At 40.7% G+C, this 15,584-nt stretch carries 19 protein-coding genes; 3 read left to right on the forward strand and 16 right to left on the reverse strand.

Translation table 11 applies throughout. The features are described 5' to 3' along the window. Nucleotides 1-19: 19 nt before the first annotated feature. Nucleotides 20-658 carry an MBL fold metallo-hydrolase gene (locus tag V7L95_RS18120; RefSeq protein ID WP_017357989.1) on the reverse strand — a complete coding sequence of 213 codons (639 nt, stop codon included), beginning with the start codon at nucleotides 656-658 and terminating at the stop codon, nucleotides 20-22. A 160-nt stretch (nucleotides 659-818) separates the two neighbouring features. Here V7L95_RS18120 and V7L95_RS18125 point away from each other — a divergent pair, with 160 nt between their 5' ends. Then, on the forward strand, nucleotides 819-992 hold the full coding sequence (locus tag V7L95_RS18125; RefSeq protein WP_017357990.1) for a DUF2759 domain-containing protein: 174 nt from the start codon (nucleotides 819-821) through the stop codon (nucleotides 990-992). Nucleotides 993-1,215: 223 nt separating this feature from the next. Here V7L95_RS18125 and V7L95_RS18130 read toward each other — a convergent pair whose 3' ends face one another. From V7L95_RS18130 to rpmG, 11 genes are all read right to left on the reverse strand, one after another. Next, nucleotides 1,216-1,530, reverse strand: coding sequence for an MTH1187 family thiamine-binding protein (locus V7L95_RS18130; protein WP_008342314.1), 315 nt, complete (start codon nucleotides 1,528-1,530; stop codon nucleotides 1,216-1,218). A 77-nt stretch (nucleotides 1,531-1,607) separates the two neighbouring features. Then, entirely contained in the window at nucleotides 1,608-2,861 is a 1,254-nt protein-coding gene (locus V7L95_RS18135; protein ID WP_340967658.1) for an MFS transporter, read from the reverse strand. Nucleotides 2,862-3,191: 330 nt separating this feature from the next. Then, nucleotides 3,192-4,313 carry a M14 family metallocarboxypeptidase gene (locus tag V7L95_RS18140; RefSeq protein ID WP_017357991.1) on the reverse strand — a complete coding sequence of 374 codons (1,122 nt, stop codon included), beginning with the start codon at nucleotides 4,311-4,313 and terminating at the stop codon, nucleotides 3,192-3,194. Between the two features lie 86 nt (nucleotides 4,314-4,399). Continuing rightward, complete coding sequence (locus tag V7L95_RS18145; RefSeq protein ID WP_017357992.1) at nucleotides 4,400-6,319, reverse strand: LTA synthase family protein; 1,920 nt, start codon at nucleotides 6,317-6,319, stop codon at nucleotides 4,400-4,402. A 212-nt stretch (nucleotides 6,320-6,531) separates the two neighbouring features. After that, nucleotides 6,532-7,485, reverse strand: coding sequence for an ROK family glucokinase (locus tag V7L95_RS18150; protein ID WP_007501244.1), 954 nt, complete (start codon nucleotides 7,483-7,485; stop codon nucleotides 6,532-6,534). Nucleotides 7,486-7,498: 13 nt separating this feature from the next. Further along, nucleotides 7,499-7,702: a YqgQ family protein gene (locus V7L95_RS18155; RefSeq protein ID WP_008342322.1), complete on the reverse strand. Its 204-nt coding sequence runs from the start codon at nucleotides 7,700-7,702 to the stop codon at nucleotides 7,499-7,501. 70 nt (nucleotides 7,703-7,772) lie between these two features. Then, the gene (locus V7L95_RS18160; protein WP_076822201.1) at nucleotides 7,773-9,311 is read right to left on the reverse strand and encodes a rhomboid family intramembrane serine protease; all 1,539 of its coding nucleotides are present in this window, start codon (nucleotides 9,309-9,311) and stop codon (nucleotides 7,773-7,775) included. An 86-nt stretch (nucleotides 9,312-9,397) separates the two neighbouring features. Beyond that, complete coding sequence (locus tag V7L95_RS18165; RefSeq protein ID WP_017367602.1) at nucleotides 9,398-9,571, reverse strand: hypothetical protein; 174 nt, start codon at nucleotides 9,569-9,571, stop codon at nucleotides 9,398-9,400. Between the two features lie 89 nt (nucleotides 9,572-9,660). Beyond that, nucleotides 9,661-9,924 (reverse strand): hypothetical protein, encoded by a 264-nt coding sequence (locus V7L95_RS18170; RefSeq protein WP_008342327.1) that lies wholly within the window; start codon nucleotides 9,922-9,924, stop codon nucleotides 9,661-9,663. An 85-nt stretch (nucleotides 9,925-10,009) separates the two neighbouring features. Beyond that, a complete protein-coding gene (locus V7L95_RS18175; protein ID WP_206115544.1) occupies nucleotides 10,010-10,570 on the reverse strand; it encodes a 5-formyltetrahydrofolate cyclo-ligase in 561 nt (186 codons plus the stop codon). Nucleotides 10,571-10,619: 49 nt separating this feature from the next. Then, nucleotides 10,620-10,769: a 50S ribosomal protein L33 gene (rpmG, locus tag V7L95_RS18180; RefSeq protein WP_008360061.1), complete on the reverse strand. Its 150-nt coding sequence runs from the start codon at nucleotides 10,767-10,769 to the stop codon at nucleotides 10,620-10,622. A gap of 451 nt (nucleotides 10,770-11,220) precedes the next feature. Here rpmG and V7L95_RS18185 point away from each other — a divergent pair, with 451 nt between their 5' ends. Beyond that, nucleotides 11,221-11,568, forward strand: a complete 348-nt coding sequence (locus V7L95_RS18185) for a hypothetical protein (protein WP_003217285.1) — start codon at nucleotides 11,221-11,223, stop codon at nucleotides 11,566-11,568. After that, nucleotides 11,565-12,065 (forward strand): endolytic transglycosylase MltG, encoded by a 501-nt coding sequence (locus V7L95_RS18190; RefSeq protein WP_035390825.1) that lies wholly within the window; start codon nucleotides 11,565-11,567, stop codon nucleotides 12,063-12,065. Before V7L95_RS18185 ends, V7L95_RS18190 begins: the two co-directional genes overlap by 4 nt. A 44-nt stretch (nucleotides 12,066-12,109) precedes the next feature. Here V7L95_RS18190 and pstB (V7L95_RS18195) read toward each other — a convergent pair whose 3' ends face one another. From pstB (V7L95_RS18195) to pstC, 4 genes are read right to left on the reverse strand one after another with little or no spacing between them, the layout of a single operon-like run. Next, the gene (gene pstB, locus V7L95_RS18195; protein WP_017367606.1) at nucleotides 12,110-12,892 is read right to left on the reverse strand and encodes a phosphate ABC transporter ATP-binding protein PstB; all 783 of its coding nucleotides are present in this window, start codon (nucleotides 12,890-12,892) and stop codon (nucleotides 12,110-12,112) included. A 15-nt stretch (nucleotides 12,893-12,907) separates the two neighbouring features. Continuing rightward, entirely contained in the window at nucleotides 12,908-13,711 is an 804-nt protein-coding gene (pstB, locus tag V7L95_RS18200) for a phosphate ABC transporter ATP-binding protein PstB (protein WP_008342339.1), read from the reverse strand. Nucleotides 13,712-13,743: 32 nt separating this feature from the next. Further along, nucleotides 13,744-14,628: a phosphate ABC transporter permease PstA gene (gene pstA / locus V7L95_RS18205; RefSeq protein WP_007501259.1), complete on the reverse strand. Its 885-nt coding sequence runs from the start codon at nucleotides 14,626-14,628 to the stop codon at nucleotides 13,744-13,746. Next, nucleotides 14,628-15,554 carry a phosphate ABC transporter permease subunit PstC gene (pstC, locus tag V7L95_RS18210; RefSeq protein WP_017357999.1) on the reverse strand — a complete coding sequence of 309 codons (927 nt, stop codon included), beginning with the start codon at nucleotides 15,552-15,554 and terminating at the stop codon, nucleotides 14,628-14,630. The genes pstA and pstC overlap by 1 nt, the downstream gene beginning before the upstream one ends. Between the last annotated feature and the right edge of the window lie 30 nt (nucleotides 15,555-15,584).

Consider the following 15,584-nt stretch of genomic DNA (forward strand, 5'->3'; position numbering starts at 1 on the left):
GCTTTTTTCGTGCGTGCGATTATAAAGAAAACCCATTGATAAACGGATTTTGCTCCTGTTCTGTAAGCACAGTTGTTTCCTCGCCATGTCCACTTAACACAAGAGTTGATTCTGGCAATGACAACAATTTGTCATGTATCGATTGAAGTAGCACGTCTTGATTACCACCCGTTAAATCAGTTCTCCCGATACCGCCTTGGAATAAAGTATCACCAGAAATCACAAATCCCTCTTCCGCTGAATAGTAAGACACACTGCCAGGTGAATGACCTGGTGTGTGGAACATTTCTAATGTAAACGATCCAATTTGAAGAGGTCCTTCTGACGTAATCAATTGTTCAGCTTCTTTGACCGTAATTCCGTTACCAATTAGTCGAGCTGAACCGTTTAGCTGAGCATTTGTCAGCCATTCTTTTTCCTTTTCATGGACATAAAGCGGAATTCCCCATTCTTGACGCACCTCATCTGCTGCACCAATATGATCAAAATGGGCATGTGTCAATAAGACAGCAAGAGGTTTCAGCTGTTTTTCTTTCACATAAGAAATTAGCTTTTGCGCTTCGCCGCCTGGATCAAAAATTAAACATTCTCCCTGTTCATTTTTCCAAATATATGCGTTCGCTTGCACATAACCTAGCGGCATTCTTCTCCAATTCATTTTCATCACCTACTACTTTTTTCATTCTTTTTTATTATGAAGGCTATTCAATAAAAATTCAAACAATCGTCAACTTGAATGTACTCGACAAGCTTTATGAAAACGGTTAAAATGAAAAGAAAGGAAATCAAGGGGATTGATGACAAAGGGGGACTTTCATATGATGCTCGTCATTATTTTTGGTCTAGTCACGATTTTAGCCGCTCTCGGCATCTATCGCTCACTCAAAAAAGTGAACGTACTGGCCATTGCTTTCGCTGGCGCCACATTTTTTGTTTTTGGATGGTTTACCGTCATGACCATCATCTATAGCGGTTATCCAACTGCACATTAAAAGCCTGCAATCAGCAGGCTTTCAGATTGTTGACAAAGGGCTAAAATGAACTTTATTTTAGCCCTTTGTCTTCTTTTTAGCGTGATAGAAAACCTTTTGCAGTCTAGGAAGGACGAGTACTGGCGCGGAGCGAATTTGATATTCGTGAGCACCAGCACGCAGGACTGACAACGAATGCGAGGGTTTGTCTACACGCTAAAAGCCTGCAATCAGCAGGCTTTTTCTATTGATTCAAATGTTTATTCACGCTTTCTAATTTGCTTGAAAGGGTGGTCGTTTGATCTCTTCTGTCATCTATGCGGATATTGGTTGCTACTCGGTGTAAACCCTTTTCAAATGGAGCTTCATGAATACGCTGAATGACCTCAAATAAAACGGATAGCTCCCCTTCAATTAAAGTATTCATTGGTGTGAGCTGATATTTGATTTTCCCTTCTTGTTGAAAGCCCTCTAACAGTCTTTGTACGTCTGCTACATAAGCACTCACGCTTGGTGTATCAGTGCCTATTGGAATGATGGTGACATCTGCTATCGCCATGGTTCTTGCTCCTTTCAATGATATCCTATTTCTTTCTCGTTCTCATTGTAACCCATCGTGATTCAAAAATGCCATGATCATGTGGCGTTTAAGCTTGGTTTGTCCCGTTCTATCGTCAAATCTGCTCTCTCTACCTTCCCAATATTCGTGAAAAGGAGCAAGCATATACCTGAAATAGCCTCTATCAGTCCTCCTGCTGCAATGACATAACCTGAACCGAATAACGTCGCCATATAACCACCAATGAGAGCGCCTAACGGTATCATTAAATACGAGATCATGTTAATAATCGCATACACTTGCGGCTGATCCTCCGCTTTTACTGACAATTGAATCATCGTATGTTCAGGTACATTGACTGCACTGATGGCTGCACCTAAGGCAAATGCAGATATAAACACAAGTGGTAATAAGGCATTCATCCCTGTAATGAAAAATGCAATTCCATCAACGATCCCTGCCCCGATAAACAACAGACCGTATCGATTCACTTTCACCTTTGTTAAAACGAATCCCATCAAAAATGCACCTAATGCCGTGGTCACTTTGATGAATGAATATACTACTGGTCCACTATGTAAATCTTCTGTTAAATAAATAACCGACAATGCCTCCCACGGTGCCGCAGCAAAATTGGAGCAGACACAAAAAATGGCTAATGGAAACAAAATATGATGACTTTTTACAAGTGAAAATCCCCTTATTAATCGTTTTCCGTATGATAATCCTTTTTTTCCTTTATCCATGATCGCTTCCGTTTTATATGTAATCAGCAAAACCAGTAAAGCGGACATGAGGTAAAGAGGAATAATCACAACCATTGTATATCCTACCCCTACAAATGCAATCATGACACCACAAATCGTCACAGTCACAAGCCTGACCACATGACTGGCTGATTGAATGGTTGCATTCGCCTTTTGTATCACATCTTCATGCACAAGCTTTGGAATAATGGACACCGAAGCTGGTTCATAGGAACCACCAGTCGCTGAATGCAGCAACATACCGCCAATGATGAGTGCCAAAGGAGAAAAATCATAAAAGTAACTCACCACAATCACAAGTATAATCGCCGCCCGAGTTAAATCAGCAAAGCACATCCAAAATTTCAATTGATGCGGCTTCATAATTGGGGTAATAAACGGCCCAATAATGGCTTGAGGGACAAAACTAACGGCAATAAAAAATGCTGTTCCAATTGCTCCCTTTCCCCCTAGCACTAAAAGCCACAAAATGGTATTAAAAGATAAACTATCAGCAGTAATTTTACACATTTTAGAAACAAATAGATAAGTAAAATTCCGTTTCCACAGGCTTTGAGCATTCAATCATCGACATCTCCCTAATTCATATCCTTTTTTTTACAACCACTCTTTCACAATAGCTTACAGGGATGCTCTCGTCAATCACATCAGCACGGTTTTTATTGACCATAAGAAATTGATTGGTTTGAACGGATTAAATGATTGTTGACAAAGGGCGAAAATGAACTTGATTTTAGCCCTTTGTCTTCTTTTCAGCGTGATAAAAAACCTTTGCAGCCCTAGGAAGGACGAGTACTGGTGCGGAGCGAATTTCACCTTCGTGAGCACTGGCACGCAGGACTGACAAAGAATGCGAGGGTTTGTCTACACGCTGAAAGCACCAATTAGGTGCTTTTAATACTTACATGCTTCCCACAATAACCGCTTTGTTTTTTCATAGATCGAATCAAATTGACTCATAGAAAGCGGGTTCTTACCTCGCCCAAGTTCCACCGTATAGCCCTCACTTTTACATTGATAAATAAACCAATCTCGATAACCTGCATAGCTATCAAGATATTGAATCGCTTTGTAACCACTCACCCGTTCTAACCGTTCGACCGTCTCTTTTGAAATGGCCGGTTCGTGGCCAAGAAAACCCCAGTATATCTCTTCTCCTTGTGTATGAAGGGCAATTAGCCGGTCAAAGCGTTTTCGTAAGGCGAGATGTGCCATTGCTTTCGCTTCTGGTTCTGTTAACGGCTGATGCCCTGGGAAATCCCTATAAGACGGAGCTTTCGGCTTATTACGATAATATTCGATTTCCCAATAAGCAGGAAATTGATTGTTTAGATCAATTCCTCGAATATTCGCCTTCCATTCTCGATAATCGGAAAATCCACCATTTAGCGGCGCGAACTCCTCACCGCACAGCCCTAAAGATTCTGGACCATTGCGAACCAAATCAACACCGTCTGGATTTACCATCGGGACAATAGACAAAGCAGTGGTCTGCAATATACGAACCGCTTCGTGATGTCTTGCTTGCACTGGGTCCGAGGCCGCTAAACAAAGTGATTTAAGCCATTTTAATAAAACGGAGGTCGTGATCCATTCATTTGCATGAAAAGAGGCATTAACATGTATGGAATGTAAATGTTGTACAGGCTCCGTACGGATTTCATAAATGGGCGTATCAAGCACTGATTGACCAATCACACTCATCTGAAGAAAAGGAAAAACAGCTTTCAAATATTGAAGCTCTCGTTCTAAGTGAGCGCTATCATATTCAAATGTTCCGCTGATCCATTCATCTGATTGCTGGAGCCGGTAAGGCGCAATGAAGCTTTGCACATCACCTACCGATTGAAATGAATGGGTCCCTTCTGGAAGTCTATACCCCGGTAAAAGGAGGTGCTCCGTATTTGACTGATTGGATAAACGGAAAGCTTCTTTCCCTATACCAAGCTGCTTTGCCACATCCTCCTTCCTTGCTTCACCCAGATGCCATTCAATTGTGCCAAGCGACTTTTTCATTTACATCCCTCCCCTCTCACACTATATGAACCAGTAAGTAAAAAAAGAAAACCTCTGCATGTAAATAGCAGAGGTTTTCTTTTAAATTAAGACGCCTTTTTTAGCTCAGTGTCATCTTCTTTTTTAGATGGTGAATGGTCCGAGTTGTTTCGATCATAAAATCTAAGGAGATCTCCATAGATAATTTGATCAGAGAATTGAAGCTCTTGTTTTGCCTTTTCTTCATAAGACTGACAAGCAGACTCATCTTCTCTCGGCTCACCCGTTTCTTTGTTGTAGCACACACCAGTTGTGAAAACACTGTCCTTCGTAATAAAACTTCCATCTCGTAGCACTGTGAAGTCATTTGTATCTTTTGATAATAGGTCATGACCAAATTGAATTTGCTTGCTTGTATCGATTCCTAGAAGGTTCATGACTGTTGGACGGATATCCACTTGGCCGCCAACTGTATCAATCTCTTTTGGATGTTTATCCGTGATACCAGGAATGTGTACAACAAATGGTACTTTTTGAAGCTGAACTTCTTCAAAAGGTGTAATGTCTTTGTTTAAGAATTGTCCCATTGCTTCGTTATGGTTTTCAGAAATCCCGTAGTGATCCCCATATAACACAAAAATGGAGTTATCGTATAACCCTGCTTCCTTCATTTTTTTAAAGAAAAGCTTGAGTGCCTCATCTTGATAACGCACTGTAGGGAAGTATTTGTTCAACGTTTTGCTCTTTGAGTCATATTCATCAATGAGCTTATCTTCTTCATCTAAGTCGAATGGAAAATGGTTCGTTAATGTAATCAATCTCGTATAGAACGGCTGCGGGATCGTTTTCATTAAATCCACTGACTGCTCAAAAAACGGACCATCTTTTAGTCCCCAGCCAACTGAATTTTCTTCATTTACATCGAATGATTTAATATCAAAAAATTTGTCGTAGCCAAAGCTGTCATAGATCAGGTCACGGTTCCAGAAACTTTTGTTATTCGCATGAATAACAGAAGAATGATAGCCTTCCTCTTTTAACAACTCAGGTGCGGCTTTGAACTCGTTGCTTGGATTTGTGAAAAATACAGCTCCTCTTCCAAGCGGATAGAGTGAATTATCAACAATAAACTCGGAGTCGGATGTTTTCCCTTGACCCGTTTGATGATAGAAATTACTGAAATTGTAGCTTTTCTTGATCAATTTGTTTAAGAACGGCGTGATCTCTTTCCCATTCAATTTTTCATTGATCACAAAGCTCTGGGTAGACTCAAGCGATACTAGAATGACATTTCGTCCTTTTGCTTGACCAAACGTCTTTTCATTACGGTCTGTTTGATTTGCGCTTACATAGTTTTCAATTTCAGTTAAACTATTGCTGTCGGCAAGTGCTCGCTGAGCGGATTGCTTCGATTGCAGAACCCCATCATAAATATGGAAGTTATATAAGCTGATGTTTTTCACTAGCATCTCACGGTCAAATGAACGAGTTAACAGCTCTGGTCTTTCTGTTTCAGCCAAACCAAGGTTAAAAAAGAAAGTGGCTGCCACAAATAAATAATAAGCTGCACGTCCCTTACGTGAAATCGTTACATCTGTTCTAAAGGAAGGCTGTTTTTTATAGAGCCAAATTAAAATGATGATATCAACAAACATCAGAAAATCAACTGGTTCAATTAAAGAGGTAATACTTGACCCGAGGTCACCCATATTGTTTGTTTGAAATAGGACGGGGATGGTTAGAAAATCACTGTAGAATCGATAAAATACAATGTTAGCTAACAAAATAAATGTCAGAACAAAACTCGTCACAATGATATATCGATTGCGATTTTTTTCTTTAAAGAATAAACCGATACCGAAGATAAACAAGAGAAAGCTAAGCGGATTAATAAACAGGATAAATTCCTGCATGAAATTTTCAATTTTGATATTAAAACTAGATTTATAGATAACATAGGTTTTCACCCACATTAACAAAGTCGCAATCAGTAAAAATGAAATCGCCTTTAATCTTTTCTTTCGCATTGTAACCTCCTTATGCTAAAAACGCACTCAGGTTAGGGACATCCCCAATTATTGGTGCTTCTTCAAAAATAACTAAAGTATATCTTATCCTGTCTATGCTGGAAAATCAATGTCTTTTTCCCCATGACAAACTTATGAATATGCTAAACATTCAATTTCATGCCTATCTATCGCTGATTTTAATAAAAATGACATCATTATGACATTTTTGTTCAAGACAGCCACTTGTTTTTTGCCATCCATGCACCGCCGATCACGCCTGCATCGTTTCCTAGTGAGGCAATCACCACTTCAACATCCTCAGCACATGGGGGGAAGGCATGATGTTTGACGACACGCTCTACTTTACTGCGAAGAAGCTCGCCCGCTTTAGATACACCCCCGCCAATGACGATTTTTGTTGGGTTTAAGGCACTAGCCAGATTCGCAAGGACAAGACCAAGATGGGTTGTCACTTCATCTACGACACGCATCCCCAGTTCGTCTCCGTTTTCTGCTGCCTCAAATACATCCTTTGCAGACAGCGAAGTAAGTGAGCCAAGTGATGATGTATGGCTCTTTGTTTGTAATGTATCCTTTGCGATTCGGACGATACCTGTGGCAGACGCAATGGTTTCAATACAGCCTGTTCTCCCGCAGTTACATGGTGCTCCTTGAAATGGAACGGCACAAATATGACCAATTTCTCCACCAGCACCTGTTTCGCCTTGAACCACTTCTCCATTGACAATAATACCGCCGCCAACCCCTGTGCCCAGTGTAACCATCAGGATGTTTTTGGCGCCATCACCTGCACCCTTCCACATTTCACCGAGTGCAGCAATATTCGCATCATTTTCGATGACAGATGGAAGTCCTGTCTCTGCCTCTAAATGGTCTTTCAAGGGATAGTTTGTCCAGCCCAGATTCGTTGTTTTATAGACAATTCCGGATACTTTATCCACTGGTCCAGGTGCCCCCATACCGATCCCAATTAGTGCTGATTTCGGCATGCTGATCTCAACTAGTTTATGGTCAATTGACTTGGCAATGTCGACTGTAATTGTCTGCCCAGATTTATCCGTAGGAATCTCCCACTTATGCTGAATTTCACCATAAAGATTAATAAACGCAAGCTTAATTGTCGTACCGCCAAGATCAACTCCTACAAACCAATCCCCTGTCATATGTCCTCCACCTTCACATTGTTTTTCGATTTAATTTGGCTAGTTCCATTTGAAGGATGGTCATTGCGTTTGACCATTCAGTTCGATCGATGATGCCCGATGTGTACATTTCCTTCAATTCATCTGCCATAAATTCTAATTCCACTTCACGATCTCCGAAATACACGTAATTTCCAAATCTCATGAGCAGCTGCTGTACATCATATAACGTTTTCATTATTTTCACCATTTCTCTAAATCAACAGATAGGATAAGCGTATTCATAAATACGCTTTCAGTCAAGTCATTCAACGTGTTTGAGTGTTTTCAATATATTGTTTCAACTTTAAAAATTGGTCATTTTGCGGATCTTGTTTTAATGCTTTTTCGATGAAGTCGTCTGCTTCCTCTGTCTCGCCTTTTTCTACATATAACAACGATAAGTGATACAATTTATTCGGCTCATTTGGATCTTTTTCAAGCGACTTTTGCAAATACTCAATGGCCTTGTCAAGATGTCCAAGCTGCGCTTCGGAAAGCGCATATATATGAAGTGCTTCAGCTGAGGCATCCTTTTGCTTTACATATTCCTCTAGACGCTGACTTGCTTCGCTATAGTTCTTTTCATCAAATAAACTCGCTGCCTCGCTAGTTGCCGCCGCTTCTTTTTGATCGTCTGAATGAAACCCTGTATACAATCCAAAGCCGCCAATAAGAAGGAGAAGAAGACTAGCAAGAAGCATTTTGACAGGCTGAAACTGTTTAGGAAGACGGACCGCTAAAGCGGCTAAAAATCCGCCAGCAAGCCCCCCAAGATGCCCTGCATTATCAATCCCTGATACAGTGAAACCTATCCCTAAGTTGATGAGGATAATCACGATAATATTTGTCCCCATCGTACGAAAGAAGAGCTTCCGGTTAGAGATCGCTAAATATAACAATGCGCCTAAACAGCCAAAGATCGCACCTGATGCTCCTGCTGCGATGGCTGTATTAAACACAAAGCTCGCTATGGAGCCAAAGATGCCGGAAATTAAATAAATGAGCAAAAATCTTCCTGAACCATAAATTCTCTCAACAGCCGCTCCAACGGACCAAAGAGCAAATGTATTAAAGAGTAAATGCGTCAAACCAATGTGTAAAAACATAGGTGTCACAAAACGCCACCATTCACCCTCTAAAATCAGCACATTATTTTTCGCACCGAATGCTGTTAAAGTGGCTGTATTGGTACTTCCACCAGATAATTCAAGTAAAAGAAACATCACCACTTGAACTGCAATTAACAAATAGGTAAAAATCGGTCTGCCATTTTGAAAAACGGCCCGTTCTCGTTCACGCTGCTTTTCCTGATCTTGAAATGCCTGAAGCACGTTCATTTTAAGCTGCATCACATCTTCGACTGTATCTGCTTTCGCCTCTTCTACATCAATCGAGAGTGATGTATTCAACCATTTTTGCAGCTCGTGTCCATCGTTTTGAAGGGTTTCTTCATTCAGTAAAACAGGTGTCACCGTCACCTTTTGCTGTTTTTGCGGTTGACCGTTTATGTCTTCCCAATCATCTACTGGATGATCAGCTGTAAATTGTAGCTGCAGGAGATGAAGAGAACGTTTACGCATGGCTTCTCTTAACTGATTCATCCGAAAGGCCTGCTCTTCCATATCTCGAACGATCTCCTGTCTAAAATTCACATCTCTTCTATATAGACGGATGAGATCATATCCTGAGTTTCGTGGTGCTTCAAAAAAGATTTCATCTTCTGGGTACGGACTTTGAATCATCTCGTATCCTTTTTGTCTGAGTTCATCAATCACTCGCCAAAATAGACTATCTATGACATTCATTCATTCGCGCTCCATTTTTTACATTATTATAGCAAGAATTACTCTTATACGCATTTCTCAACAAAAAAATCCCGGCTTTTGCGGGATTAGAATGCTTGGCGAATAAATTTCGTCCGAAAATATGGGATTTTCATCAGCCATTTAATAAAAAAGTGACGCACTTGGTTTTGACCTAAGATCAAATTCATGAGCCGATAACGATTTTGCACAAGAACGAATGCAAACAGTGTGAACACAATGCTCCAAATCATTTTATTCATCATATTCCCTCCTATGTTCGTATCGTGGCTTAAATAGGATTTGTTTATGCATGAACCATCATTTTTATCTCTTACCATGCGATCTACTTTCACACTCTAATCCCTTGTTCTTTTGATTGGATATAATAGACCTCTTCACACTCTGATTGATCATAAGAACCGCCAAATTGATGAAGGTCGATTAAATCTTTGAACGCTTTGATATACTCTCTTCTTATTTTTCCGACTCCAAAAAAATCAAGGTGTGTATGCCAAAAATAAACCCATGAATCATGTTCGAGTTGTAAGTCAAAAGTATTCACTTCCTCCCACAAATTACGGAAGTATCTTTTCTTTCCTCGAAATTTTTTCAATATATGACTCCTACTAGCTAAAATGCCCTGAGCTAATGAAACGATCTCAACACAAAAAGCCCGTTTTTGGACAATGAGCGGGCTTTCACTTTTGATATAACGTACCTTTTTCACTGACAATCATAGACACCGGTATGTCGTGCGTTTCAGCCGGAATATGCCTTGTCTGCTGTAAAGACAAACAAAGGGCAATGGTTACCCCGTGGTAGTCCGCTAAGTAGCGATCATAATAGCCGCCTCCGTAACCGATACGGTAGCCGTGCTGATCGAAGCACACCCCAGGGACAATGATCAAATCAATGGCTTCTTTATGTACAGCTGTAGACTCAAGAGGGTCTGGCTCCAATAGCCCAAAGTAGCTAGATTTCATCTTTGTTTCAGGTGTATATTCATAAAACACCATCTCTTTTGTTCTCGGAAAACAGGTGGGAATACAAACTGTTTTTCCTTCTTCCCACGCTTTTTCAATCAGAGGCATTGTCGGTATTTCTTTTCCCCTAGACATAGTCAAAGCAATCGTTTTCGCCTGTTTCCATGCTGGCAGCTGCAACACGTGTTCATGAAGTAGAGCGGCGTGGCGATTGAACTCTTCAGCGCTTATCTGATCAAGCATGGCTAATGTTTGAAGGCGGAGCTTCTTTTTCATACAGGTTCATCTCCCATCATAAAAAAACAGCAGGAAAATTCCCTGCTGCTTACTTTGTTTCACGATGTAAAGTTTGTTTTTTATCACGTGAGCAATACTTTTTGAATTCAACGCGATCTGGATTGTTTCGCTTATTCTTTTTAGTAATATAGTTACGCTCACCGCATTCAGTGCAAGCTAGAGTAATATTTACGCGCATGTTTTTCCCTCCAAACTAAAATCAATTCACATTCAGACCTAACTATAATACCACTTCTAGCTAAGGAATGCTAGAATGTTTTTTCACCAATTTCATTTTTCAATGCATTCCACCCGCATCCTGATCCATATTGTCTGGTCATGTGATGAAAAATCGCCTTCTCCCCTATAAAAACACGTTCTTTGTCGTACTGTATACATGAGAACCCCCTCTTTGTTCCACAGCTTTTTTTCATCTGATCCGTCTTCTTTTATTTTAACAGCGGGCAAGGTTTTCATACTCGGTTTCCCTATAAAAAGAAAAATGATGAAAAAAAGGTGATTTTTTCAGCAATTCCTTTTGAAACTAGCTTTTTTATGGTATAAAAAAGAAGGGTCGAAAACTGTCTGAAACAATCATGAGAGCCTTTTTTGGCTTTCAGCATTAAAATATGAATAAAAGGTGATGAAACATGGAAATTGCAATTATCGGATTGCTTGTTGTCAGTATTGTACTGATCGCATTCTCATATTTTCAAAGAGAGCCGATTAAAGAAGTCGAACAGGAACTTGAAACACTTCAACTATCTGCAATGCAAGAAATCTATAAACTGAAAAAGAAAATGAAGGTTCTTGAAGAAGAATTGCTTGAAACAAACATCGTTGTCCGCAAGCATTCAGAAATTGATCCATCTATTGCAAGACAAATCATTTCAAAGCATCAAAATGGCATGTCTCCTGAGGCGATTGCGCGCGCTGAGCATGTATCTGTAGAAGATGTGAACATGATCATTAAAGACAACGAGAGGGTGCTTGTATGACGAAAAAAAGCATCCAAACGTTTGCAGCAGGTATGATTCTTGCAACTGGTGTTCTGGCGATCGTCTTTTTCCTTACTGGAAAAGATGAAGCGGCAGCTGATTCTACAACAAAAGAAACCCTCGCAGCGAAAGTGACAGACACTGACGTGAAAAATTACTTAGACTCTAAAAAAGAAGTCTCCGTCAGCCGTGAAACATATCAACAACTTCTTGATTATAAAGAAAAAGCGCTGAAAGCAAATGAAGACGGCGATTCTCAGAACGATAAAAAAACAACGGACAAGCCAAAAGGCAAAACGGTTAAATTCGTGATTAAAAACGGTATGAGCACAAGTGATGTTTCAGACATGCTTGAAAAGGACGGAATCATCAACTCATCTAAAGATTTTAATGATTATGTGATAGACGCAGGCTACCATAAAGAAATTCGTGCCGGCAAATTCAATTTAAAAACAGGTATGACATTCAAACAAATCGTCAAAGCCTTAACAAAATAACATCAAAACCCCCCTGGCGGCATTGACCTCCAGGGGGGTTTTGATTATCCAAATCGTCCTGATATATAATCATTTGTTCTTTGATCATTTGGCTCTGAGAACATCACATTCGTATCATTGACCTCAACAAGCTCGCCCATCAAGAAGAACGCTGTTCGGTCGGATACCCTTGCCGCTTGCTGCATATTATGCGTCACAATGGCAATCGTATATTTCTCTTTCAGTTTCATGATTAATTCTTCAATCTTTAATGTTGAAACAGGATCAAGCGCAGATGTTGGTTCATCCATTAATAGAATATCCGGGCTTGTGGCAATGGCTCTTGCGATACAAAGACGCTGCTGCTGACCGCCGGAAAGACCTAATGCAGGCGCACTTAATCGATCTTTCACTTCATCCCAAAGGGCAACATCACGAAGCGCTTTTTCAGCGATTTCTTTCAATTGCTGCTTGCTCTTCACCCCGTGAATTCTTGGCCCGTAGACGACATTATCAAAGATAGATTGAGGGAATGGGTTTCCTTTTTGAAAGACCATCCCGACGTTTTTACGCAGTTCCACTAGATCGACACGGCCTTTTAAAATATTGTCACCGTTATACATCATATCCCCAGTGATTTTCACACCTGGCACTGTTTTGACCATGAGATTTAAGGTCTTTATAAATGTTGACTTTCCGCAGCCGGACGGACCGATAATCGCTGTGACCTCGTGCTCTTTAATGTCTAAATCAATATGCTTCAGTGCATGATGCTGTCCGTACCAAAGGTTCATATCATTCACACGAAACACTTCTTTTTTGGCTGTTTCAGTTGCTACTGCATTCATCAAAATCCACCCGCCTTATCCGAATCGACCATTAATATAGTCTTCTGTTTTTTGCTGCGCAGGACGTGTAAAGATACGTTCAGTCGCATCGTATTCCACTAGATCACCGTTCAGGAAAAAGGCTGTATGATCAGATACACGTAACGCTTGCTGCATATTGTGTGTGACAATGACAATCGAATAATCATGTTTTAATTCCGATAATAGCTCTTCAATTTTTGCATTTGAGATCGGGTCTAAGGCAGAAGCCGGTTCATCTAATAAAAGCACGCTAGGTTTCATCGCAAGGGTACGTGCAATACAGAGGCGCTGCTGCTGGCCTCCTGATAATGATAAGGCAGAGCGGTGCAAGCGATCCTTGACCTCATCCCATAGCGCTGCCTTTGTTAAGCTTTCTTCTACCGCGTCATCAAGCACTGATTTCCTTTTTTCACCCGCATATTTTAGCGCATGCGTAATGTTGTTGTAGATGGATTTAGGAAATGGGTTTGGCTTTTGGAAGACCATTCCGATTTCTCTTCTTAAATTCACCACATTAATACGGTCATCCAAAATATTTAACCCTTCGTACATGATCGCCCCTTCACTTCGTGCACCTGGAATTAGGTCGTTCATGCGGTTAATGCTGCGTAAAAAAGTCGATTTTCCGCACCCTGATGGGCCGATTAATGCAGTAATTGCATTTTTTTCAATTTCAAATGAAATTTGATTGACTGCTCTTTTTTCACCATAATAAATACTTAAATCCTGCACCTGTAGAATCTGTTCCGCTTGAAGTGGAGCCTTTTTTGCTGCAATCTCTTTTTTTTCTGCTAGCATTTGAACCATATCCCCTTCACACCTCTCACTATTTATTTTGACGTAAGCTTCTTATGAATAAATGAACCAAGCCATCTAGCTGCTAAGTTGAATACTAATACAGAGAGCACAAGTACGGCTGATGCACCATTTGCAATGGCCTCTGCATCTGGAATAATTCCCTGTGTATTGACGTTCCATATATGAACGGCTAATGTTTCTGCCGGTCTAAAAATATTCAGTGGTGACGTATCGGAGAAAGGACTCCAGTTTGTAAAATCAAGACGCGGTGTTGAAAGACCTGCTGTGAAAAGAAGAGCAGCCGCCTCACCGAAAACTCTTCCCGATGCTAAAATCGCTCCGGTAATAATGGATGGAATCGCACCTGGGATCAGAACCGTCTTCACTGTATGCCACTTTGTCACACCGAGCGCAAGCGATGCTTCCTTTTGATCCTTCGGTACAGATCGAAGTGCATCTTCTGTCACCCTGACCATCACTGGCAGGTTAAAGACAGTCAGCGCAAGGGCTCCTCCGATGATCGTATAGCCCCATCCTGTTAAATTAACAAACATCAGCAAACCAAACATACCGATGACGATCGATGGCAGAGACGATAACACTTCAATACATGTACGAATAAAATCAGTCACTTTGTTTTGAGGTGCATATTCTGCCATGTACACCCCGCCGCCCACGCCAAGAGGCACGGTAAACAGCATCGTAATAAATAGAATGTAAAACGAGTTAAACAGCTGATCCCTAATACCGCCACCAGAGCCAATCGCACTTGAGCGGGTAGTCAAAAAGTCAAAATTTAATTCTTTGGCACCGTTGAAGATGATATAAGAAAACAAGCCAACAAGTATCGCCGTGATAATGGCGGCACATAATCCAAAAACGATTGTGGCAAAACGATCGGTCATTTTGCTATTCATTAAATCTTCCTCCTAGATGACAAGTATCTGATAATGAGTATGAACATAAATGATACAACTAGAAGGACAAGTCCCATTGACCAAAGTGTATTGTTTTCAACACTTCCATACGTTGTATGTCCCATGTTTAACGTAATAATGGTTGTTAATGTACCAGCTGTGTCCATAATACTTTCTGGTAAATTACGCGTGTTTCCAATGACCATCTGAACGGCAAGGGCTTCTCCAAATGCTCTTGCCATTCCAAGCACGACCGCTGTCATTAATGTCGGAAGCGCTGCCGGTACAAGAACACGTCTGATCGTTTGCCATCTTGTTGCGCCTAATGCATACGATCCCTCACGTAAACTTTTTGGAAGTGAAGCCATTGCATCAGTTGCAATGGATGTAACAGTCGGCAAAATCATAATAGACAGGACAATCGTTCCTGCTAAAACACTGTGCCCTGAACCGCTTGACTTAAAGTGTCCAATAAACGGCACCAATACTGTAAGACCTATGAATCCGTAAACAACGGATGGAATCCCTACAAGCAGTTCAATCACTGGCTGGAGAATTTTCCGTCCCCATGCAGGTGCAATTTCTGTCATAAAGATCGCTCCTGCGATGCCTAGCGGTGCTGCTATAAGTGCTGATAGAAGCGTGACAGCGATTGAACCAAAGATAAACGGAAATGCGCCGTATTGCGGATTTTCTGCTGTAGGGTTCCAATTGATACTGGTTAAGAACTCAATTGGGCTTACACCATTTACGATGAAAGATTGTAAACCCTTAATGCCAAGGAAGATTGTGATGGCAATTGATACAGCAATCATTAAGAATGCGCAAAATTTCACCAAAATACTTCCTCTTACTTCATCCATTTGCCTATTTTTTTTCGAGCTGATCAGTCGATCGCTCGCTTCTGTATGTTCTATCTGTTTCATCTTTTTCTACACTCCTATGAATGTCATAAA

The organism is Bacillus sp. PPSBB_11 (assembly GCF_038023285.1).
Taxonomy (GTDB): Bacteria; Bacillota; Bacilli; order Bacillales; family Bacillaceae; genus Bacillus; species Bacillus altitudinis.

Excerpts from the sequence above, each read along its gene's own strand:
- V7L95_RS18120 (WP_017357989.1), bottom strand. The coding sequence starts at position 658 with ATGAATTGGAGAAGAATGCCGCTAGGTTATGTGCAAGCGAACGCATAT.
- V7L95_RS18125 (WP_017357990.1), top strand. The coding sequence starts at position 819 with ATGATGCTCGTCATTATTTTTGGTCTAGTCACGATTTTAGCCGCTCTC.
- V7L95_RS18130 (WP_008342314.1), bottom strand. The coding sequence starts at position 1,530 with ATGGCGATAGCAGATGTCACCATCATTCCAATAGGCACTGATACACCA.
- V7L95_RS18140 (WP_017357991.1), bottom strand. The coding sequence starts at position 4,313 with ATGAAAAAGTCGCTTGGCACAATTGAATGGCATCTGGGTGAAGCAAGG.
- V7L95_RS18145 (WP_017357992.1), bottom strand. The coding sequence starts at position 6,319 with ATGCGAAAGAAAAGATTAAAGGCGATTTCATTTTTACTGATTGCGACT.
- V7L95_RS18150 (WP_007501244.1), bottom strand. The coding sequence starts at position 7,485 with ATGACAGGGGATTGGTTTGTAGGAGTTGATCTTGGCGGTACGACAATT.
- V7L95_RS18155 (WP_008342322.1), bottom strand. The coding sequence starts at position 7,702 with ATGAAAACGTTATATGATGTACAGCAGCTGCTCATGAGATTTGGAAAT.
- V7L95_RS18160 (WP_076822201.1), bottom strand. The coding sequence starts at position 9,311 with ATGAATGTCATAGATAGTCTATTTTGGCGAGTGATTGATGAACTCAGA.
- V7L95_RS18165 (WP_017367602.1), bottom strand. The coding sequence starts at position 9,571 with ATGAATAAAATGATTTGGAGCATTGTGTTCACACTGTTTGCATTCGTT.
- V7L95_RS18175 (WP_206115544.1), bottom strand. The coding sequence starts at position 10,570 with ATGAAAAAGAAGCTCCGCCTTCAAACATTAGCCATGCTTGATCAGATA.
- rpmG (WP_008360061.1), bottom strand. The coding sequence starts at position 10,769 with ATGCGCGTAAATATTACTCTAGCTTGCACTGAATGCGGTGAGCGTAAC.
- V7L95_RS18185 (WP_003217285.1), top strand. The coding sequence starts at position 11,221 with ATGGAAATTGCAATTATCGGATTGCTTGTTGTCAGTATTGTACTGATC.
- V7L95_RS18190 (WP_035390825.1), top strand. The coding sequence starts at position 11,565 with ATGACGAAAAAAAGCATCCAAACGTTTGCAGCAGGTATGATTCTTGCA.
- pstB (WP_017367606.1), bottom strand. The coding sequence starts at position 12,892 with ATGAATGCAGTAGCAACTGAAACAGCCAAAAAAGAAGTGTTTCGTGTG.
- pstB (WP_008342339.1), bottom strand. The coding sequence starts at position 13,711 with ATGCTAGCAGAAAAAAAAGAGATTGCAGCAAAAAAGGCTCCACTTCAA.
- pstA (WP_007501259.1), bottom strand. The coding sequence starts at position 14,628 with ATGAATAGCAAAATGACCGATCGTTTTGCCACAATCGTTTTTGGATTA.
- pstC (WP_017357999.1), bottom strand. The coding sequence starts at position 15,554 with ATGAAACAGATAGAACATACAGAAGCGAGCGATCGACTGATCAGCTCG.